Origin of the sequence: Streptomyces sp. NPDC050439 (assembly GCF_040655335.1) — a bacterium.
GTDB lineage: Bacteria > Actinomycetota > Actinomycetes > Streptomycetales > Streptomycetaceae > Streptomyces.
Window position 1 is genome coordinate 438,365 of record NZ_JBFAJT010000001.1, and the last position, 17,168, is coordinate 455,532.

A 17,168-nucleotide genomic window follows, 5' to 3' on the forward strand; every position below is an offset into this window, starting at 1 on the left:
ACGCCAGGTAAGTTACTTGGCGGTCACCTTGGCATAGGGTGTCGCCATGGGCAAGCAGGAGAAGGCCGCACGCAACGTGGGCACCAAGGGGATGCCCCGCAAGGACCGGGAGCGGTTGATCCTGGACGCGGCGGCGGAGGAATTCGGCAGGAAGGGCTACGCGCGCGGGTCGACCGCCGTGGTGGCGGCCCGGGCTGGCATCACCAAGCCCATGATCTACGAGTACTTCGGGTCCAAGGACGGCCTGTACCTGACCTGCTTGGAACGAGCCGGAACCCGCCTGGTCGCGGCAGTCGGCAGCGCACAGGAAGGCCCTTCTGACCTCACGCGCGCCGCACGCACCCTCGCCGCCATCTTCCACGCGCTCGAGACGCGGCCGGACGACTGGGAACTGGTCTACGACACCACGCTGCCGACCGACGGCGAGCTCCACACGGCGGCCACCGTCCACCGCCGGGAGCTCAACCGCCTGGGATCGGTCGGCGTCGCCGAGTTCCTGCACTCCCCCCTGGCCGACGACCCGCTCGACACCGATCTCGCCACACACCTCTGGTACGGGACCGTGAGCGCCGCCGTCACCTGGTGGCGCCACCATCCGGAGCAGACGGCCGCCGAGATGACGTCCCGTTGCGAGCGGATCTTCGCGACCCTCTCCCGCCGACCCTGAACCCAGGCCAATCCGGCCGGGTGGAGGCTACGAACTCCCTGCGATCGACAGCCCGACGAGAGCAGGGAGTTCAAGCCATGGAGCAGAACGACACCACCACACCGCCGCGCCGCAGGCGGGCCAAGCGGCTCGCCGTCGCCGTCGCGGCCGCCGGCCTCCTAGTCGGCGGCGGCATCGCCATGGCGGGCCCCGCCAGCGCCGACACGTTCTGCGGAGAGACCGGGGACGGCGGCTTCGGCTGTGTCATCGACCAAGGGGACGGAACGTTCAAGATGGTCAACAGCAACGGTGACATCGTCTACAACTGGTGACGCCTTCTAACTGGTGCGTGGACCCGGGTCCACGCACCACACCCCGGTCCGGCCTTGAGGCGTCATGGCCATTTCGCAGTCGTGGTCTCGATCATGCGGCAGGATCGTCCCCGACAGATGAGGCACGGCAGGAGTCGTGGCACCTGCAGATGCGGAGGGTAATGGTGGACTGGGGGCGGTTCGCGCAGCAGATGGCGTCGTTGGCGCGCGATCTGCTGGCACAGGATTCTGTGAACGCCACTCTGGGGCGGATCACCGCGTCGGCCACCGAGCTGGTGGAGGGCTGTGACGCCGCGGGCATTCTGGTGCTGCACGGCAGCGGGGTGGAGACGATCGCGGCGACCGGTCAGCTGGTCGTCGACAGCGATGCGCTGCAGCAGCGCCTGGGCGAGGGACCGTGCTTCGATGCCGCCCGCCGCATGGAGGGCGAGCGCGTCTTCCGCATCGAGGACTTCACGCGGGAACAGACGCGCTGGTCGAGCTACGCGCCACAGGCCCGCGCCCTCGGCGTCGGCAGCATGATGGGGTTCTTGCTGTTCACCCAGGACGAGGAGTTCGGCGCGCTGAATCTCTACTCGCGTCAGCCCGGCTCTTTCACCGAGGCCAGCGAGCTGGCGGGCTGGCTCCTTGCCTCCCACGCCGCGGTCGCCTTCTCCAGTGCTCGTACGCACGCGCAGATGGACCAGGCCCTGGCCACCCGCCACGTGATCGGCGAGGCCATGGGCATCATCATGGGCAGCCGCCACCTCACCGAGGACCAGGCCTTCGACGTGCTGCGCCGCTACTCGCAGGAGAACAACGTCAAGCTGCGTGAGGTCGCCCGCCAGATCTGCGAGCACGGCGGCTTGTCGTGAAGTCGGGGGCGGCTCCGCCCGGCTCGTGGTCTGAACCAGGGGAGCCTGCCCGGGTCAACCCCCATGGGAAGCGCCGCTGACCCGGCTTGCGTCAACGGGTCCCCAGCACTGCGAGTTTTACCCGCCCGCAGTTCGACTGCTCGCCACACACAGCACCACCGGCCGCCAGACCGGGCACACAGCTCTTCAGGCCGCTTCGTAGTGATGCGCCCGCCCACCGCGCCACTTCACCCACGCGGGGTCGTCGAGGAGCCCCTCCGCGTCGGGCAGGCCCGCGCGCCGCAGGAACTCGACCACGTCACGATCACTGTGGGCGAGGCCCAGGATCTCCCCGCGCGCCGTTACCCTGCGCCCACCGGTGGGCGACAAGGGGTGGACGACTATCGGCGCGGAACCCATGTCTCCAGGGTGCGGCGGCGCCCACGGCCGCGCATCCCGGGCGCCTACTCTCCTACCGCTTTCCGGCGCGTCGTCTGCCCACGCGCCACGGGTGGGTCGGGCGGAACCAGCCCGACGTCGATGACATCCTGCGCGACCTTGCTGAGCAGGGCCCTGTGGTGGCGTGCGTAGTGCCGGATGGCATCGAACGCCTGGTTGAGGGGGATGTTCCGGCGGGCGGCGAGGATGCCTTTCGCCTGTTCGATGAGGATGCGGCTGTGCAGAGCGGTGTGCAGTTGCGTGTTGACGGTCTCCTGCCGGCGGAGGGTACGGGCGTGCAGCAGGCCGATGGTGGCCGCGTCGGCCAGTGTCTGGGCGAGCGACAGGTCGTCGACCGTCAGTGAGCGCTCACCGGTGTGCAGAAGCATCAGGCAGCCGATGCTGTCCTTGCGCAGCCGCATCGGCACGACGCTGGGCAGCGCATAGCCGGCCCGCAGCACCTGTTCGGTGAACCGCGGCCAGCGTGCCGCCGCGTCGGCGGCGTTCTCGGGGGCGATCGGGCGGGCGGTGCGGTAGGCCTCCAGTGCCGGGCCCTCGTCCACGGCCACCTCCAGCACGCGCTGCAGCCCGGGGGCCGGGTCGCACGGTGCCGGGCTGTGGAGGCGGGTGCCGGAGTGGGCGAGGAGGACCGCGGCATCGGTGATGTCGAGCAGTTCTTGGCAGCGGACGGTCATCTGCTGGAGGAAGTCGATGACGTCAAAGTCCTCCACCATGGTGTCGGCCAGCTCCACAAACGTACGTGCGATGTGCTGCTCCCTGCTCATGCTCCTTCGCTTTCTCCTGGTTTCCGTGGGCCCGTCGCGGGCCTGCCCCGGGCCGTGCGGCCCCAGGCTTTTCCAAGTCACGGCGGAACTTCCTTGTCGAGGATGAAGCGGGCGGTGTCCGTCAAGGACCGGCCGGAGGCGAATGCCCGGGCCCGCAGTCTGGCCAGGGCTTCGGCCACTGGAACGTCGAGTCTCACGCTCAGCACCCCTGTGGCCTGGTGCACTTCGGCCCGGTGCAGATCCACTGCCCCCACGCTCCCGGGGCCGTCCCCTTCCTCCCCGGCGGACATGCCGGGCCATCGCCCCAGCAGATGTCCGGCCAGCGAATCGGCCACCAGCCAGCCCTCCGCCACGTGCCGACCGGCCAGGGGCCCTGCCGTGCGGCGATAACCAGTCAGTGTCCCGACCTGTGCCGCTCCGATGTTGACGGGCCACACGAACAACGCGGCGACTCCCAACTCCTTTGCCTCGGGCACGAATTGAGGCCACTGACCGACGAGCAGGCGGTCCAGGTCAGGCACCTCGAGCACCCCACTCTCCGCAAGGAGGAAAAGACTGGGCCCCTGCCCGATGACGAACTGAACGTCCTCCAGTCGCGCACTCGTCCGGTCGCTGAACCAGACCAGTTCCTCCCCCAGCGACACCGCCACACCGTCGACCCCCAGTGCATGCGCGCAGGCACCCGCCCACGCCCGCCGCTCCTCCTCGTCCTCCAGCGAATCCAGGCTGCCCAGCAAGTCTTCGACAGTCGCTCCCCTGTCCACGCACAGCCCTCCCTCACCACTCCGAGCGCTCCTGACGCCCCGTACCGGGGGCGCGCCCGACCGACGTCTCCACCGTAGAGCCGTGCACTTGGCATCACAGCCCTTTGTCGCAACCTCCACCAGAGGGGTGATGAAGCGCGCCGGCCGCGACGGGAGTTCAGTGCCTGCCGCCGGGCTTGTGGCCGTGCCGGACCATGATTTCGCGGGCGAAGTCGGCGAGAGGGCGGTCCCTCGCGCCGGCCGCCGCGCGCAGCCACAGGCCGGACTCGTGCGTGCTGATGCCGTGCGCCACCGAGAGGATTCCGATGGTGACGTTGATGTCGTCCGCGTCGGCGGTGGCCCTGACCTGTTCGACGATCTCGCTGTCCATGTCGGCGAGCAGCACGGCGGTGGCCATGTCCGCGAACTCCTGTGCCACGGCGGGCGGTTGTGCCGGACGGCCGGTTCGGCGAGCGCCGTAGAGGGTGAGGGTGCCGAGGGTCGCGGCGGCGGTACGCAGCGGGAAGGCGAAGACCCCCGAAACGCCGATGCCGCGCGCGGCGTCGGCGAAGAAGGGCCAGGCGGGGCCGTCCCGGTCCATGCAGGACATGAGTGCGGGCTCGCCGGTCGCGAGCGCGGTCAGCGTGGGCCCCTCACCGGTGACCCATTGGATCTCCTCCGCGCGCCGTGCCAGCGGGGAGGAGACGGCGAGGTGCTGCGGCAACAGGCCCGAGCCGTGCACGGTGATCGCGGCGGCGTCGATCTCCGGCAACTCCTCCACCACGGTGGAGCACACGGCGTCGGCGCAGCCGCCGGGCCGCCGGTTCCGGCGGGCCGCGTGGACGACCCGGTGCCACAGTGCGTCCCGTCGCGTGTCGCTGTCGCGCGCCTGGTCTTCGCAGCGGGCCGCGGCCAGCATCGCGCGGCGCAGGACGGCGGCCGGCCGCAGCTTGACGTCCGATGGGCCGGTCCCGCGGGCCTGGTGAAGAATGTCGTCCACCACGGTGATGTCCTCGACATGGTGCAGTACGCCGACGATGTGTCCCTCGACGTCGGACAGGGGGGAGTTGATCGGGCTCCACGTCTTGCGAAGGAACGTGCCCGGTGCATCGGCGCGGGGAATGTCGTAGCGCTGCACGCCCATGTCGTGAGGTGCCGCGTGGCGCAGGACCCGTTCCAGGGACGAGCCGAGGTTGAGTACGCCGGTCGCGTCGGCATCCTCGGGGTTGTCCGGGAAGGCATCGAACACGAAGACGCCCATCAGCTCGTCGCGCGAGCGCCCGGTGGCACGCAGGTAGGCCGGATTGGCCCCCTGGATGCGCAGTTGCGTGTCGAGCACCGCGTACGGAGCCGCGGTCACCTCGAACAGCGGGCTGCCGGACGTGGCCCGCAGTACCTCGTGCACGGTCGCTCCCCTCACAGGCCGGGAAACTGTTCATCCCCCAGGACACACCCGGGGCGAGGCTCGGACAAGCCGAATGAGATGAAACAGCGCCCGGCGGGGGCGACTTGGTCTGACTACGAACTGATTTCCGGGGCACTCGGCTTCACGTCACTCAATGCTGGAATGCGATCTCCAAGGAGTGTGGCCATGTCGGCTTACGGCAATCCGTCAGCAGCTTCTTCCGGCTCCCGGACGAACGGCCTCGCGATAGCCGGACTTGTCTGCGGCATCGTCGGTGTGTTTTTCCTCAACTTCATCCTCGGGCCGCTCGCGATCATCTTCGGTGCGGTCGCGCTGCGCCAGAAGACGTTCAGGGGCGGCGGAGGCATGGCGAAGGCAGCCATCATTCTGGGCATCATCGACGTGATTCTGTTCATCGTGCTGATCGCTCTCGCCGCTTCCGGCGGAGTCACCTGGTACGTCGGCGGTTGACCGGAATCCGAAATTCGCGAACTGTTTCACCCCATGAGCAAAGGCCGGGGAAATGCGCTGCACGCGCATTTCCCCGGCCTTTGCTCATGGCGCCCCGGTCAGCCGGGGCCGTTCTCGTCGAGGTGGCCGGTGAGGGCGTCGAGCTGGGCGACGACATCGGGGTGTGTGCGTGCCAGGTACGGGCGGGCCTTGGCCAGGGGGTCGATCAGGGCCGCGGGGTCGTCGTGCGCGAGCGCCGCGTCCAACTGGCCGATCGCAACCTGGGCTTGCGGCGGCAGGCCGGTGAGCGACATGACCTGGCCCGCGAGGCGGCGCAGGGCGCCGACGTTGGTCCGGGCCCAGGCAGTGCGGGAGCGGTCGGCCGCGCGGCGTCGGCGGGTGGCCTGCACGCGTTGCTCGCCGGTGCTCCCGGTCGGGCCGGGGCGCTGGCGCAGGTAGCGGCGTTCGGCGGCCTGGCGGCTGGCGACCCCCAGCGGGTGGGCGAGGTCGGCCCAGCTCGCTCCGGCATGGCGGGCGGTCTCGATCAGGCCGGCTTCCCAGCCGGCGAGCTGTTCACGGACCTCGCGCAGCAACAGCAGCGAGGCGAGGGCCTGTTCGGGGTTGGTGCGGCCGGCGGGCGGCGCTTCGGTGTCGGCCTCCTGGGCGACCTGCACGGCGTCGCTGATGGCTTCCAGGGCGGAGGCCGCGGCCAGGAAGGACGCCGGATTGTGGGCGTGGGCCTGGGGCGATTCCGGCGGGCCGGTCGCTGCCATGGGGGCCTCCTTCGGCGTTGTCATCGGGTGGACGACATGCAACTTGTCATCCATTGGACGACATGCTACAACCGATGGCAGGTGAAGCGCATTGGCAGGTACTGCCCGGACCTTCAGGAGGTGTTTCGCGATGTTGATGCGCACCGACCCCTTCCGCGAGCTCGACCGCATCGCTCAGCAGCTGGTCGGCCCCGGCACGTGGTCACGGCCTTCCGCGATGGCCATGGACGCCTATCGCGAGGGCGACGAATACGTGGTGGCCTTCGATCTTCCCGGCGTGACCGCCGAGGCGATCGACATCGACGTGGAACGGAACATGCTGACCGTCAAGGCCGAGCGCCGTCCGGTCGCCAAGTCCGAGAGCGTCCAGATGGAACTGTCCGAGCGGCCGCTGGGCGTGTTCTCCCGCCAGATCGTGCTGGCCGACACGCTGGACACCGAGCGCATCAAGGCGGACTACGACGCGGGTGTGCTGACCCTGCGCATCCCGATCGCCGAGCGCGCCAAGCCCCGCAAGATCTCCATCGGGAACGACGCGTCCCACCGGCAGATCAGCGGCTGAGCCGCAGCCGCGCACGCGTGGCGCGGAGGCCGGACATCTCCCCCTGCCTCCGTCCTCCGCGCCTGACGGGGCGAAGCCCCCGAGACCAAACCAGCGGGTGCCGTCCGGCTGCCCGGCACCCGCGCACGACCTCCGCGACGAGAAAGGCGCGCAATCAGCGATGTTCGAACGACCTGAACCCACCCGGCCCTTCCCCACGATGACCTACCGGCAGATGCTGGAGAAGGTCCGCTACGAAGGCGCGTACCCCACCCGGGAGCGTGCCGAGGAAGCCGTCCGGCTGGTCCTCGGCGGACTCGGCAGGCAGCTGACCGGGGACGAACGCGTCGAACTCGCCGCCCGCCTTCCCGTCGAGGCCGCACTCGTCCTCACCGCCCAGATCCCTGACCCCGAGCCCCTCACCGGCTGGGGCCTGGTCAAGGACCTCGCCACCCGGGCCGGGGCGAGCCCCGCCACCACGCGCTGGGACACCGGCGCCGTCCTGGCCGCCGTCGCGGCTCTGGCGGGCCCCGATCTGCTGACCCGCATCCTGGCGCAACTCCCCTCCGGCCACGCGCTCCTGTTCGGCCGGGCCGAGCTGATCCAGGCCGCGTAGGCGCCGCGGCTCAGGGCTGCCGGCGTCGGCGTCGGCGTACGGCAGTGACGGCGCCCAGCACCGCGCCCACCAGCAGGACCGCCCCGCCCCGCAGCCACACCTCGCGCTCGATCTGCGTCGCGAGCACGACGCAGGAGACCGCGCCGAGCACCGGCAGAACCGTCGGCGCCCGGAAGTGGTCCTGCGCGGAGGCATCACGGCGCAGCACCAGGGCCGCCGTGTTGACCAGGAAGAAGACCACCAACAGGAGGAGGACCAGGGTCGAGGCCAGCGTCGACACGTCGCCGGTCAGTGCAAGAAGCAGCGAGAGGGCGGTGGTCGCGGCGATCGCCGCCCATGGCGTACGCCTGCCGGGCAGCACCTTGGTGAGGAAGCCCGGCAGCAGCCGGTCACGTGCCATGCCGTACGCGAGGCGCGAGGCCATGATGCCGGTGAGCAGGGCGCCGTTGGCGACGGCGACCAGGGCGATGGCGCTGAACAGCTCCGTGGGGACGCCACCGGCCGCCCGGACGACTTCGAGGAGCGGGCCGCTGGACTCGACGAGCGTCTTGGTCGGCACGGCGGCCGCCGCGGCGGCACCGACCAGTGCGTAGACGGCGCCCGCGGTGATCAGTGCGCCGAAGAGGGCCCGCGGATAGGAGCGGCGCGGATCACGGGTCTCCTCCGCCACGTTGACGGAGGTCTCGAACCCGACGAACGAGTAGTAGGCAAGCACCGCCCCGCTCAGGACGGCTGCAACGGGCCCGTGTTCCGGTGTCCCCAGGTCGGTGAGGCGCCCCACGTCACCGTCACCGCGCAGCACGATCCACACGCCGAGCCCGATCACGAGCAGGAGCCCGCCCACCTCGATGACGGTGGCCACGACGTTGGCCCGCGTCGACTCGCTGATCCCCCGCGCGTTCAGCAGGGCGAGCGCGGCCAGGAACACGACCGCGACGAGCGCCACCGGAAGGGTGACGAACTCCGCCAGATAGTCACCGGCGAAACCGCGGGCCAGAGCGCCGACCGACACGATCCCGGCGGCCAGCATGCAGAAACCGGCGAGAAATCCGGCGAAGGGACCGTAGGCAAGGGTCGCGTAATGCGAGGCGCCACCTGCCCGGGGGTACTTCGTGGCGAGTTCGGCGTACGAAGCGGCCGTCAGGAGCGCCAGACACAACGCCACCACGAGGGGCACCCACACGGCGCCACCCGTGTCGGCCGCGACCTGACCCACCAGGACGTAGACGCCCGCGCCGAGGACGTCTCCAAGGATGAAGAAGTAGAGCAGGGGTGTGGTCAGTGCTTTCTTGAGCGGAGTCGTCGTCTCGGACGCCGCCGGAATGGTGCGGGGAGATTTCACGCGCACACATGTACCCGGTTCGGCGTCCGGCAGGCGGCGAACCCCTCGAACGCCTGCGAGGGTGAAAAGGAATGACAACGGACGGGCCGGGTACCGGGAAGCCGCCGCATCCGACGCAGGCTGCCGCATCCGACGAGGGCTGGAGAGCCGAATGGCGGTACGACACCGACTGATCAAACGGTCCGTGGCAGACGTCTGGGCGGTACTCGCCGACGGGTCACGCTACGGCGAGTGGGTGGTGGGCACGGCCCGGTCGGAGCCCAGAGAGGGCCACTGGCCCAAGGTGGGCTCCAGCATCACGTACACGGTGAAGGTGGGCCCGCGGACGCTGTCGGGAACCACGACCGTCCGGCGCTGCGAAGAGCCCCGCATCCTGGAGCTCGAGGCCGACAGCGGATGGCTCGGCGCCGCGCGCATCGCCGTCGACGTACGCCCCTGGGGTGAGTACGCCCTGGTCATCGTCGACGAGCACCCGCTGACCGGGCCCGGCGGAAAGCTCCACAACGCGGCCGTGGACGCGCTGATCCAGCTGCGGCACCGCGCCATGCTCGCCCGACTGGCGGACGTCGTGGAGAAATCCCCGAAGCGCGCCCACGAATCGGTCTGAGAGCCGGCCGAGCAGGTTGGCCGAGGGGGCAGGGGCCCCCACCCACGAGCGATCGACCCGCCGGGCCCGACAAGCCTGGGCGGACGTCAGGAGTCAGGCATGCCGGACGCGGTGATCATCGGCGCGGGGCCCAACGGTCTCGTCGCGGCGAATCTGCTCGCCGACGCCGGATGGAGCGTGGAGGTCCTGGAGGAACAGGACGAGCCGGGCGGCGCGGTCCGCAGCGACCGCGGCGTCCATCCCGACTACGTGAACGACCTCTTCAGTGCCTTCTACCCGCTGGCCGCGGCCTCCCCGATCCTCGCCGCCCTGCAGCTCCAGCAGGAGGGCCTCAGCTGGAGCCATGCCCCCCGCGTCCTGGCCCACCCCCTGCCCGACGGCCGGTGCGCGGTCCTCGCGCGCGGGGCCGCGGAGACAGCGGCCGGCCTCGACGCGTTCGCGGAGGGCGACGGGGCCTCCTGGCTCAACCTCTGCGCCACCTGGAACCGCGTGGGCCCCGACATCCTCGGAGCTCTGTTCACCCCGTTCCCGCCCGTACGGCACGGGGTCCGGCTCGCCGCCAAGCTGCGGGGCGCCGGGGGGCTGCGGATGGCCCGGACGATGGTGCTGCCGGTCCGGCGCCTGGGCGAGGAGGAGTTCCGCGGTGAGGGCGGCCGGCTGCTGCTCGCGGGCAACGCGCTGCACGCGGACCTCGGCCCGGAAGCGGCCGGCAGCGGAGGCTTCGGCTGGCTGATGTCCATGCTCGGCCAGACCTACGGCTTCCCCGTTCCGGTCGGCGGGGCGGGCGCGCTCACCGGGGCCCTGGTGCGGCGCCTGGAGAGGTTCGGAGGCGTGGTCCGGTGCGGGGAGCGCGTGCGTGAGGTCGTCGTGCGGGGCGGTCGCGCCGTCGGTGTGCGCACCGCCGGAGGCGAGAACGTGCCGGCCTCCCGCGCGATCCTCGCCGACGTGTCCGCTCCGGCGCTCTTCGGCGAACTGGTCGACGAACGCCATCTGCCCGGGCGGCTGCTGGGGGATCTGCGCCGCTTCCAGTGGGACTTCGCGACCTTCAAGGTCGACTGGGCACTGAACGGGCCGGTGCCCTGGACGGCACCGGAGGCGGCCACGGCGGGGACGGTGCACCTGGCCGACGGCGTCGACGGGCTCACCCAGTTCGCGGCTCAGATCGCCATGGGGCAGGTGCCCGACCGCCCCTTCATCCTCTTCGGCCAGATGACCACCGCCGACGCCACACGCTCACCGGCCGGCACCGAGTCGGCCTGGGCCTACACCCATGTCCCGCAGCGGATCAAGGGCGACGCGGGCGCGGACGGCCTGACCGGATCCTGGGACCAGAAGGAACAGGAGGCGATGGCGGACCGCATGGAGAACGAGGTGGAACGCTGGGCGCCGGGTTTCCGCTCCCGCATCAGGTCCCGGCGCCTGCTCGCCCCGACCACCCTGCAGGCCATGGACGCCAATCTGCACGGGGGTGCGATCAACGGCGGCACCGCATCCGCCCACCAGCAGCTGGTGTTCCGCCCCACGCCGGGCACCGGCCGCCCGGAGACCCCGGTCAAGGGCCTCTACCTCGCCTCGGCCGCCGCCCATCCCGGCGGCGGCGTCCACGGAGCCCCCGGCGCCAACGCCGCCCGCGCCGCGCTGCGGGGCCGGATCGACCGCCGCTTCCGACGAGGCTGACCCAGGGCCCAGGTTCACGTGACGGCCGCCGGCCAAGCTCAGTCGGCGGCCTCCGCCGCGCGCCCGCCGGGCCCGAGCAGGCCCGTGGAGGAGAACTCCGAGCGCATCAACTCCTGGCGCGAGTACCGGGTGACGAGGGGCGGCAGCCCCGCCCGCACCGCCTGCAGCGCGCGCAGCCAGCCCGGCACGTACACCGTGGCCGACCGGCGTTCGACGGCGTCCGCCAGACAGCGGGCCACATGCCCCGGGGGGTAGATCTTGCGGGCCGGCGGCGGCATGTGCGCCCGTAGTTCCCGCAGCACGGCGTGCTGGTCGGCGTCACGGATCATGTCCGTGTCGGTCCAGTTCAGATAGGCGGCCCCCACACCCACGCCCCGCGGGGCGAGTTCCGCGCGCAGCGAGTGGCTGAGGGACTCCACGCCCGCCTTGGAGGCGCAGTAGGCGCTCATCAGCGGCGATGCGCCGATGGATGCGAGTGAGGCGATCTGCAGGAAGTAGCCGCGGCTGTCGAGCAGTTGGGGCAGGAAGGCCCGGGCGGTGTTCGCACTGCCCACGAGGTTGACGTCGATGACGCGTCGCCAACTGGCGGGGTCGGAGTCGACGAACGGTCCGCCCTCGGCGATCCCCGCATTGGCGACGACGACCGACGCGGGGCCCTGACGCTCGCGTACCTCGTCGGCCACGCGCGCCATCGCCGCGTCGTCGGTGACATCCACGTACCAGTGCCGCGACGGCGTGGGGAGCTCCTGGGCCACTCGGGCGAGTGACTCCTCCTCCAGGCCGAGCAGGGCCACCGTGGCTCCCCTGGCGGCGAGCTCTCTGGCCACGGCCTCTCCGACACCGCGCGCGGCGCCGGTCACGACAGCTGTGCGACCGCGCAGGACATGCTTCCGGTCGGTCACGAGAACTCCTCCGGGTGGGGACGGCAGGGCGGATGCTCCACCCGCCGGGACGCACACGGCCATGGTGGCAGGCGGCACCGAGGGCCGCATACCAAGCATCCGCGGGCGCAAACACCGGGCGCGTGCGGCCCACCTCACAGCTCCGGGTGGCGTCCCGCGCTTTCTCGTGGGCACACTGACCTTGAGGTCAGGAAGCAGCCGCGCCCAAAAGCCCTGCTTCCACGGAGCAGGTGTTGTTTCTTCCTCAGCCGCCATCCACACGAACCCCGCCCCGGCGGGGATTTCGTCGACCTCGGCGATGAATCGAGCCCGGGCAGGAAATCCGGCGTCCGTCGGCCTGTCCCGGCTCGCGCACCGTGGTTGTGGACAGGTACGCGCCGGTGGCCACCTCGCCCACTCTCCGCCTGCCATGGTGCGCGCGTGTGCAAAAGGGCGGCCAAGTACCCCCGCATCACTGCCTGTCAAGGGCGTCAAGACCGTTGAGAGCGAAGGAGACCTGCCGTGCTGATGGCCGACCCGAGAGTCCTGCGCGACCTGGTGGAGCAGTACGACGCACTGAGCGCGCTGCATGCGCGCAACGGAGCCAGCGAGGCCCGCAAGAGGCTCGAGGACATCGCGTACACCCTCTGCGTGTCCACCGGCACCCGTGAGGTGGCGTCGGCGCTCGCGGCCGCCCGTTCGCGGATGGCCGTGGCCAAGGGCGAACCGGACGCCCCGCAGCCCGTGTGAGGGCCGACGGGGCAGTGCGCTCGTTCAGGGCGTGGCGAGGAGAGCGGTGACCAGCTCGTCCAGGTCCAGTGCGGCGCTCTCCTCGGGGGCGGGCAGCAGGGCGTACGACTCACGGATGAACGCCTCGACCGGTGCCCTTTCCAGTTCGCCACGGACCCGTCCGCTCGGGGACGTCAGGGTGATGAGCACCCGGTGGCGCCCCGTCGGCCGGATCACGACGTCGCCCTCACCCGCCGGGGCGTGCAGACCCGATGCCAGCAGGTTCCTGGAGAACACCCAGGTCGTGGGGGCCTGCCCGGCCGCGGGCGGCGGGAACGCGAGAGTGACGGCGAGCGGGTCCTTCGTGGAGTACGTGAGGACCAACTCGGCTTCGAGCACGAAATCGAGGGCGTCGACGCACAGGTGGGACCGGATGGGGCAGGTGAGGCTGGATTCCATGCAACACGGGGTTCCCGGCACTCGCTCAAGCATGCACGGCGACAGCTGTCCGGGTGAACACATTCGTAAAGCTGACGGCGGACGGACGGCGCCCACGGCGGTGGACACCGCCGTGGGCCGCAGGGTTGCTCAGCGTCCGAGCGCCTTCTTCAGCTGCTGCTTGTTCATCGACGAACGGCCGTCGACGTTCTTCTTCTTCGCCTCGGCGTAGAGCTGGTCCTTGGTGGGGCCCTGCGCTCCGCTGTGCGAACGCTCCCCGCCGCGCTGTGGCGCCGACTTCGGGTCCTTCGTCGACGTCTTGCCGGCGGTCTTCGACTCGCCGGAGCGGGCCCGCTCCTTGTTGACCGTGCGGGCCGCGATCTCCTTGGCCCTGCCCTTGGAGGCGCCGCGGTCCTCGGCGCTCTCCTTGATGTGTTCGTACTGGCGCTCACGCTTGTTGCTGGATCCAGCCGGCATGCTGACCTCGCCTTTCTTGAGGGCCCCGGTCACGGCGCGTGCTCGCTGTGGCCGCCTTTCGGGCATTTCCCAGTCTCACACCGGTATCCACACCGCGCCCGGTCAATCATGTGGCGGCTCAGGCGGACAAGCGTGCGTCGTCCTGCGAATGCACTCCCGCGAGTTGGGCGCGTGCCGCGGCGACCGCCATCTCGGGAGTCCGCGTTCCGGTGGAGACGCACAAGGTGTACGAGACGTCATCCAGCTGCCGCCGGACCTCGGCCGAGTCCTCGCGGGCCTGCAGATGCTGCAGCGAGGCATGCGTTTCGAGGAGGGACTGCAGGAACGCGGGGTGAGGCCTGAGCACGGGGTGCTCCTTTCGATGGATGCGATTCTCGATGGATCCGATGTCCGATGGGTGCGATGCATTGCCGCCGGCCGACACCCTGTGCCCGCGCGGACGACCGGTATTCACAGGGCTTCGGAACTCCGCCCCAGTCCCCTGGGCAGGCACACGGCCCCGTACAGCACGCGTCTCATCCGCCTGATCGTCCGCATGAGTTGACCCCCTCCGGTCGGTACGGCCTCCCTGGCCGAGCTCTACTCCTGTGCCCCGAAATTCGCTCCTCTATCAGGACCAAAGACCCGTGCGGGAGTGACTTGTGGAACGCATGAACGTGATCCGCCAGGGCACCCGCCTCCGTGATCGCGAGGCGTTCGGCGCCGCTCCGGTGGTGTCCGCGCCCCGACCGGCAGAGGCTGGCTGGAGCCGGGGCACGCCGGGCGGAATGTCATCCAGGAGGAATCTGATGCCGGACAGCACCCTGCCACTCCTCTCGCGGGGGTACGCATGGCTCCCCGATCTGAGCCGCCGCAAGGGCCCGGGGCCCGTCCGCACCCGCCTGCTGGGCAAGCCCGCCATCGCCCTGCGGGGGCCGGCCGCCGTCACGTTCTTCTACGACGAGAACCACGTGCGGCGGCGTACCGCCCTGCCCGAACCGGTCCTGAGCACCCTGTTCGGCAAAGGCGCGGTGCACACCCTCGACGGGGCGGAGCACCGCGCGCGCAAGGCCCTTTTCGTCTCGCTCCTCCAGGACGCCTCGGGGGTGTCCCGGCTGGCGGACCAGGTGGCCGAGGAGTGGGAGCAGGCGAGCAAGCAGTGGACGCACCGGCCGCGGGTCACACTGTTCGACGAGGTGAGTCTCCTGATCACGCGTGCCGTGTGCCGGTGGGCGGGAGTGCCTCTGGCCCGGTATCCGGACGACGAGGCGCGCCGCACCGCGGGGGATCTGGTGGCCATGGTCGACGGCTTCGCGACCGCGGGCCCCCGGCACTGGCAGGCCCGGCGCGCGCGGCGCCGCCAGGAGAAGCGGCTGGCCGAACTGGTCGAGGAGACGCGGGCGGACGAGGGCGGCCCGGCGGCGGACGAGGCGCAGCCCGGCTCCGTGGTGCGGGCGGTCGCCGCGCACCGTGAGGCGGACGGCGAACTCCTCGATCCGCGGACCGCGGCCGTCGAGATCCTCAACGTCATCCGGCCCACCGTCGCCGTCACCTGGTACACCGTGTTCGGTGCCCACGCGCTGCACCGGAATCCGGCGCTGCGACAGCGGCTGGCCCAGGATCGTGACGGGTATGCGCGGGCGTTCGCCCACGAGCTCCGGCGCTTCTACCCGTTCGCTCCGTTCGTCGCGGGGCTGGCACCGAACGACCTGGAGTGGCACGGCGAGCCGATCCCGGAGGGCTCCCTCGTCCTCCTCGACCTCTACGGCCAGAACCACGACCCGGAGCTGTGGCACGACCCCTACATGTTCGACCCCGAGCGCTTCGTGGGCCGCGAGCCCGGGCGTGACGAGCTGGTCCCGCAGGGCGGCGGGGACGCCGCACAGGGCCACCGCTGCCCGGGCGAGGACATCACCTTGGCGGTGCTGAGCACCCTGCTCCCCCGTCTCGCGCGACTCGAGTACGAGGTCCCGGAACAGGACCTGCGCATCCCGTTGCATCGGATGCCGACGAAGCCCCGCAGCGGCTTCGTCATCACCGCGGCGCGCTGACCTGCGCGCCGTGCCGAACCAGCTGGACGGAGGCCCGGCATGAACCACAAGCACGGCGACGAGCACGAGAAGGACCAGAAGCCGCAGCACGCGGAGACGGCCGCCGAGGAAGTCCTCGACGAGGCCGAGGACGCGGAGACCCGTGTCCCCGGCGGGAAACGGGACCGCGAGAAGGACGGCGAGGCCGCGGACGCGCTCACCCCCAACCCCTCCGCGCAGGATGACGTCCAGCGCGAGGACGGCCGCGGGGAACACGACCGCTGAGTCAACGGTCCGTCGCCGCGGGCAGCAGCCGGTGGTGACCGATCACCACAAGCTCTTGCTTCGACATCCTTCTATGTTGACAGTCTTCGATTCAAGGCGCACGGTTGCATTGAGGAACGTCAATGCAGCCCGATCCGGGGCCCTCCGGGCCCCTCCCCTGATCGAGGAGCCACCATGAGCGAACCGACCGACGACCTGCGCGAAAACGTCCGCCGCCGTTACGCCGCGGCCGCCGTGCAGGTCACTGAAGGCGGCACCGCCTGTTGTGGCCCGTGCGCGATCGAGGTCGACGACAACTTCGGCTCCTCCCTCTACGCCGAGGGTGAGCGGGACGGACTTCCCGCCGAGGCCGTCGCCGCCTCGCTCGGCTGCGGAAACCCCCTCGCCGTCGCCGATCTCCACGCAGGCGAGCGTGTCCTCGACCTCGGATCGGGCGGCGGCATCGACGTCCTGCTCTCCGCCCGGCGCGTCGGCCCCACCGGGAGGGCCTACGGCCTGGACATGACCGAGGAGATGCTCGCCCTCGCGCTCGAGAACCAGAGGAAGGCCGGGGCCACCAACGTCGAGTTCCTCAAGGGCACCATCGAGGCCATCCCGCTGCCCGCGCGCACCATCGACGTAGTGATCTCCAACTGCGTGGTCAATCTGTCCACCGACAAGACCGCCGTGTTCGCCGAAACCTTCCGCGTGCTGGCCCCCGGCGGCCGCATCGGCATTTCCGACGTCGTCGCCGACGACACCCTCACCCCCGCCCAGCGCGCCGAGCGCGGTGATTACGTCGGCTGCGTCGCCGGCGCTCTCTCCTTCACCGAATACCGCCGGGGGCTCGAGGCCGCCGGGTTCACCGCCATCGAGATCACCCCCACCCATGTGGTCGCCGACGGCATGCACTCCGCCCTCGTCCGCGCCACCAAGCCCGCCACCGAGGCGACGGGCTGCTGCAACTGACCGGCGCACGGGCGGACTTGAGCGCCCGGCCGCCGAACATCGGCGATTCGGCCAATCGGCCCCGCCCCACGACCGCACCAGCGCGCCCTCCACACGCGCCACCCCTTGCGACGGACGGCCTCCAACCCGTCCTGAATCGAGCGCGTTCGATTCCGTCGCCCTGTCGTTAGTCCCAGCACCGCCGAGCCATCCAGGTGCGGCACGCACCCCGTG

The 17,168-nt window shown here is 70.8% G+C and carries 22 protein-coding genes; 12 read left to right on the plus strand and 10 right to left on the minus strand.

The features are described 5' to 3' along the window. The first annotated feature begins 46 nt into the window (after positions 1-46). The 3 genes from AB0I66_RS02060 to AB0I66_RS02070 all read left to right on the plus strand — a co-directional run bounded on the left by AB0I66_RS02060 (position 47) and on the right by AB0I66_RS02070 (position 1,832). Positions 47-667: a TetR/AcrR family transcriptional regulator gene (locus AB0I66_RS02060; RefSeq protein WP_363205734.1), complete on the plus strand. Its 621-nt coding sequence runs from the start codon at positions 47-49 to the stop codon at positions 665-667. A 77-nt stretch (positions 668-744) separates the two neighbouring features. Continuing rightward, positions 745-978 carry a hypothetical protein gene (locus tag AB0I66_RS02065; RefSeq protein WP_363205735.1) on the plus strand — a complete coding sequence of 78 codons (234 nt, stop codon included), beginning with the start codon at positions 745-747 and terminating at the stop codon, positions 976-978. Positions 979-1,139: 161 nt separating this feature from the next. Continuing rightward, positions 1,140-1,832, plus strand: a complete 693-nt coding sequence (locus AB0I66_RS02070; RefSeq protein ID WP_363205736.1) for a GAF and ANTAR domain-containing protein — start codon at positions 1,140-1,142, stop codon at positions 1,830-1,832. 186 nt (positions 1,833-2,018) lie between these two features. On the opposite strand, the gene AB0I66_RS02075 is transcribed toward AB0I66_RS02070, so the two are convergent. The 4 genes from AB0I66_RS02075 to AB0I66_RS02090 form a co-directional block, all read right to left on the minus strand. Beyond that, positions 2,019-2,231, minus strand: coding sequence for a hypothetical protein (locus AB0I66_RS02075; protein ID WP_363205737.1), 213 nt, complete (start codon positions 2,229-2,231; stop codon positions 2,019-2,021). Positions 2,232-2,275: 44 nt separating this feature from the next. Then, entirely contained in the window at positions 2,276-3,034 is a 759-nt protein-coding gene (locus tag AB0I66_RS02080) for a GAF and ANTAR domain-containing protein (protein WP_363205738.1), read from the minus strand. Positions 3,035-3,111: 77 nt separating this feature from the next. Continuing rightward, complete coding sequence (locus AB0I66_RS02085; protein WP_363205739.1) at positions 3,112-3,798, minus strand: ANTAR domain-containing protein; 687 nt, start codon at positions 3,796-3,798, stop codon at positions 3,112-3,114. A 157-nt stretch (positions 3,799-3,955) separates the two neighbouring features. After that, a complete protein-coding gene (locus AB0I66_RS02090) occupies positions 3,956-5,182 on the minus strand; it encodes a PAS domain-containing protein (protein WP_363205740.1) in 1,227 nt (408 codons plus the stop codon). 186 nt (positions 5,183-5,368) lie between these two features. On the opposite strand from AB0I66_RS02090, the gene AB0I66_RS02095 reads away from it, so the two are divergent. Continuing rightward, entirely contained in the window at positions 5,369-5,653 is a 285-nt protein-coding gene (locus tag AB0I66_RS02095; protein ID WP_363205741.1) for a DUF4190 domain-containing protein, read from the plus strand. Positions 5,654-5,751: 98 nt separating this feature from the next. On the opposite strand, the gene AB0I66_RS02100 is transcribed toward AB0I66_RS02095, so the two are convergent. Continuing rightward, a complete protein-coding gene (locus AB0I66_RS02100) occupies positions 5,752-6,405 on the minus strand; it encodes a type III effector protein (protein WP_363205742.1) in 654 nt (217 codons plus the stop codon). Between the two features lie 130 nt (positions 6,406-6,535). Here AB0I66_RS02100 and AB0I66_RS02105 point away from each other — a divergent pair, with 130 nt between their 5' ends. Both AB0I66_RS02105 and AB0I66_RS02110 read left to right on the plus strand, forming a co-directional pair. Beyond that, positions 6,536-6,967, plus strand: coding sequence for an Hsp20/alpha crystallin family protein (locus AB0I66_RS02105; RefSeq protein WP_363205743.1), 432 nt, complete (start codon positions 6,536-6,538; stop codon positions 6,965-6,967). A gap of 160 nt (positions 6,968-7,127) precedes the next feature. Further along, complete coding sequence (locus tag AB0I66_RS02110) at positions 7,128-7,562, plus strand: DUF2267 domain-containing protein (RefSeq protein ID WP_363205744.1); 435 nt, start codon at positions 7,128-7,130, stop codon at positions 7,560-7,562. Between the two features lie 10 nt (positions 7,563-7,572). On the opposite strand, the gene AB0I66_RS02115 is transcribed toward AB0I66_RS02110, so the two are convergent. Continuing rightward, positions 7,573-8,904, minus strand: a complete 1,332-nt coding sequence (locus AB0I66_RS02115; RefSeq protein WP_363205745.1) for an APC family permease — start codon at positions 8,902-8,904, stop codon at positions 7,573-7,575. Positions 8,905-9,055: 151 nt separating this feature from the next. On the opposite strand from AB0I66_RS02115, the gene AB0I66_RS02120 reads away from it, so the two are divergent. Together AB0I66_RS02120 and AB0I66_RS02125 are read left to right on the plus strand one after the other, a co-directional pair. Further along, positions 9,056-9,511 (plus strand): SRPBCC family protein, encoded by a 456-nt coding sequence (locus tag AB0I66_RS02120; protein WP_363205746.1) that lies wholly within the window; start codon positions 9,056-9,058, stop codon positions 9,509-9,511. A gap of 99 nt (positions 9,512-9,610) precedes the next feature. Continuing rightward, positions 9,611-11,188: an NAD(P)/FAD-dependent oxidoreductase gene (locus tag AB0I66_RS02125; protein ID WP_363205747.1), complete on the plus strand. Its 1,578-nt coding sequence runs from the start codon at positions 9,611-9,613 to the stop codon at positions 11,186-11,188. Positions 11,189-11,226: 38 nt separating this feature from the next. On the opposite strand, the gene AB0I66_RS02130 is transcribed toward AB0I66_RS02125, so the two are convergent. Continuing rightward, entirely contained in the window at positions 11,227-12,090 is an 864-nt protein-coding gene (locus AB0I66_RS02130) for an SDR family oxidoreductase (protein ID WP_363205748.1), read from the minus strand. Positions 12,091-12,591: 501 nt separating this feature from the next. Here AB0I66_RS02130 and AB0I66_RS02135 point away from each other — a divergent pair. Then, positions 12,592-12,819, plus strand: coding sequence for a DUF5133 domain-containing protein (locus AB0I66_RS02135; RefSeq protein ID WP_363205749.1), 228 nt, complete (start codon positions 12,592-12,594; stop codon positions 12,817-12,819). A gap of 24 nt (positions 12,820-12,843) precedes the next feature. Here the strand turns inward: AB0I66_RS02135 and AB0I66_RS02140 are convergent, their stop codons facing one another. From AB0I66_RS02140 to AB0I66_RS02150, 3 genes are all read right to left on the minus strand, one after another. Continuing rightward, entirely contained in the window at positions 12,844-13,257 is a 414-nt protein-coding gene (locus AB0I66_RS02140; RefSeq protein WP_363205750.1) for an SsgA family sporulation/cell division regulator, read from the minus strand. A gap of 129 nt (positions 13,258-13,386) precedes the next feature. Beyond that, complete coding sequence (locus AB0I66_RS02145) at positions 13,387-13,713, minus strand: plasmid stabilization protein (protein WP_363205751.1); 327 nt, start codon at positions 13,711-13,713, stop codon at positions 13,387-13,389. Positions 13,714-13,831: 118 nt separating this feature from the next. Next, positions 13,832-14,059, minus strand: coding sequence for a DUF5133 domain-containing protein (locus AB0I66_RS02150; RefSeq protein WP_363205752.1), 228 nt, complete (start codon positions 14,057-14,059; stop codon positions 13,832-13,834). A gap of 442 nt (positions 14,060-14,501) precedes the next feature. Here AB0I66_RS02150 and AB0I66_RS02155 point away from each other — a divergent pair, with 442 nt between their 5' ends. The 3 genes from AB0I66_RS02155 (at position 14,502) to arsM (ending at position 16,955) form a co-directional block, all read left to right on the plus strand. After that, the gene (locus AB0I66_RS02155; RefSeq protein WP_363205753.1) at positions 14,502-15,743 is read left to right on the plus strand and encodes a cytochrome P450; all 1,242 of its coding nucleotides are present in this window, start codon (positions 14,502-14,504) and stop codon (positions 15,741-15,743) included. A gap of 39 nt (positions 15,744-15,782) precedes the next feature. Beyond that, positions 15,783-16,007, plus strand: a complete 225-nt coding sequence (locus AB0I66_RS02160; RefSeq protein WP_363205754.1) for a hypothetical protein — start codon at positions 15,783-15,785, stop codon at positions 16,005-16,007. A gap of 174 nt (positions 16,008-16,181) precedes the next feature. Then, positions 16,182-16,955: an arsenite methyltransferase gene (arsM, locus tag AB0I66_RS02165; RefSeq protein ID WP_363205755.1), complete on the plus strand. Its 774-nt coding sequence runs from the start codon at positions 16,182-16,184 to the stop codon at positions 16,953-16,955. Positions 16,956-17,168 lie beyond the last annotated feature (213 nt).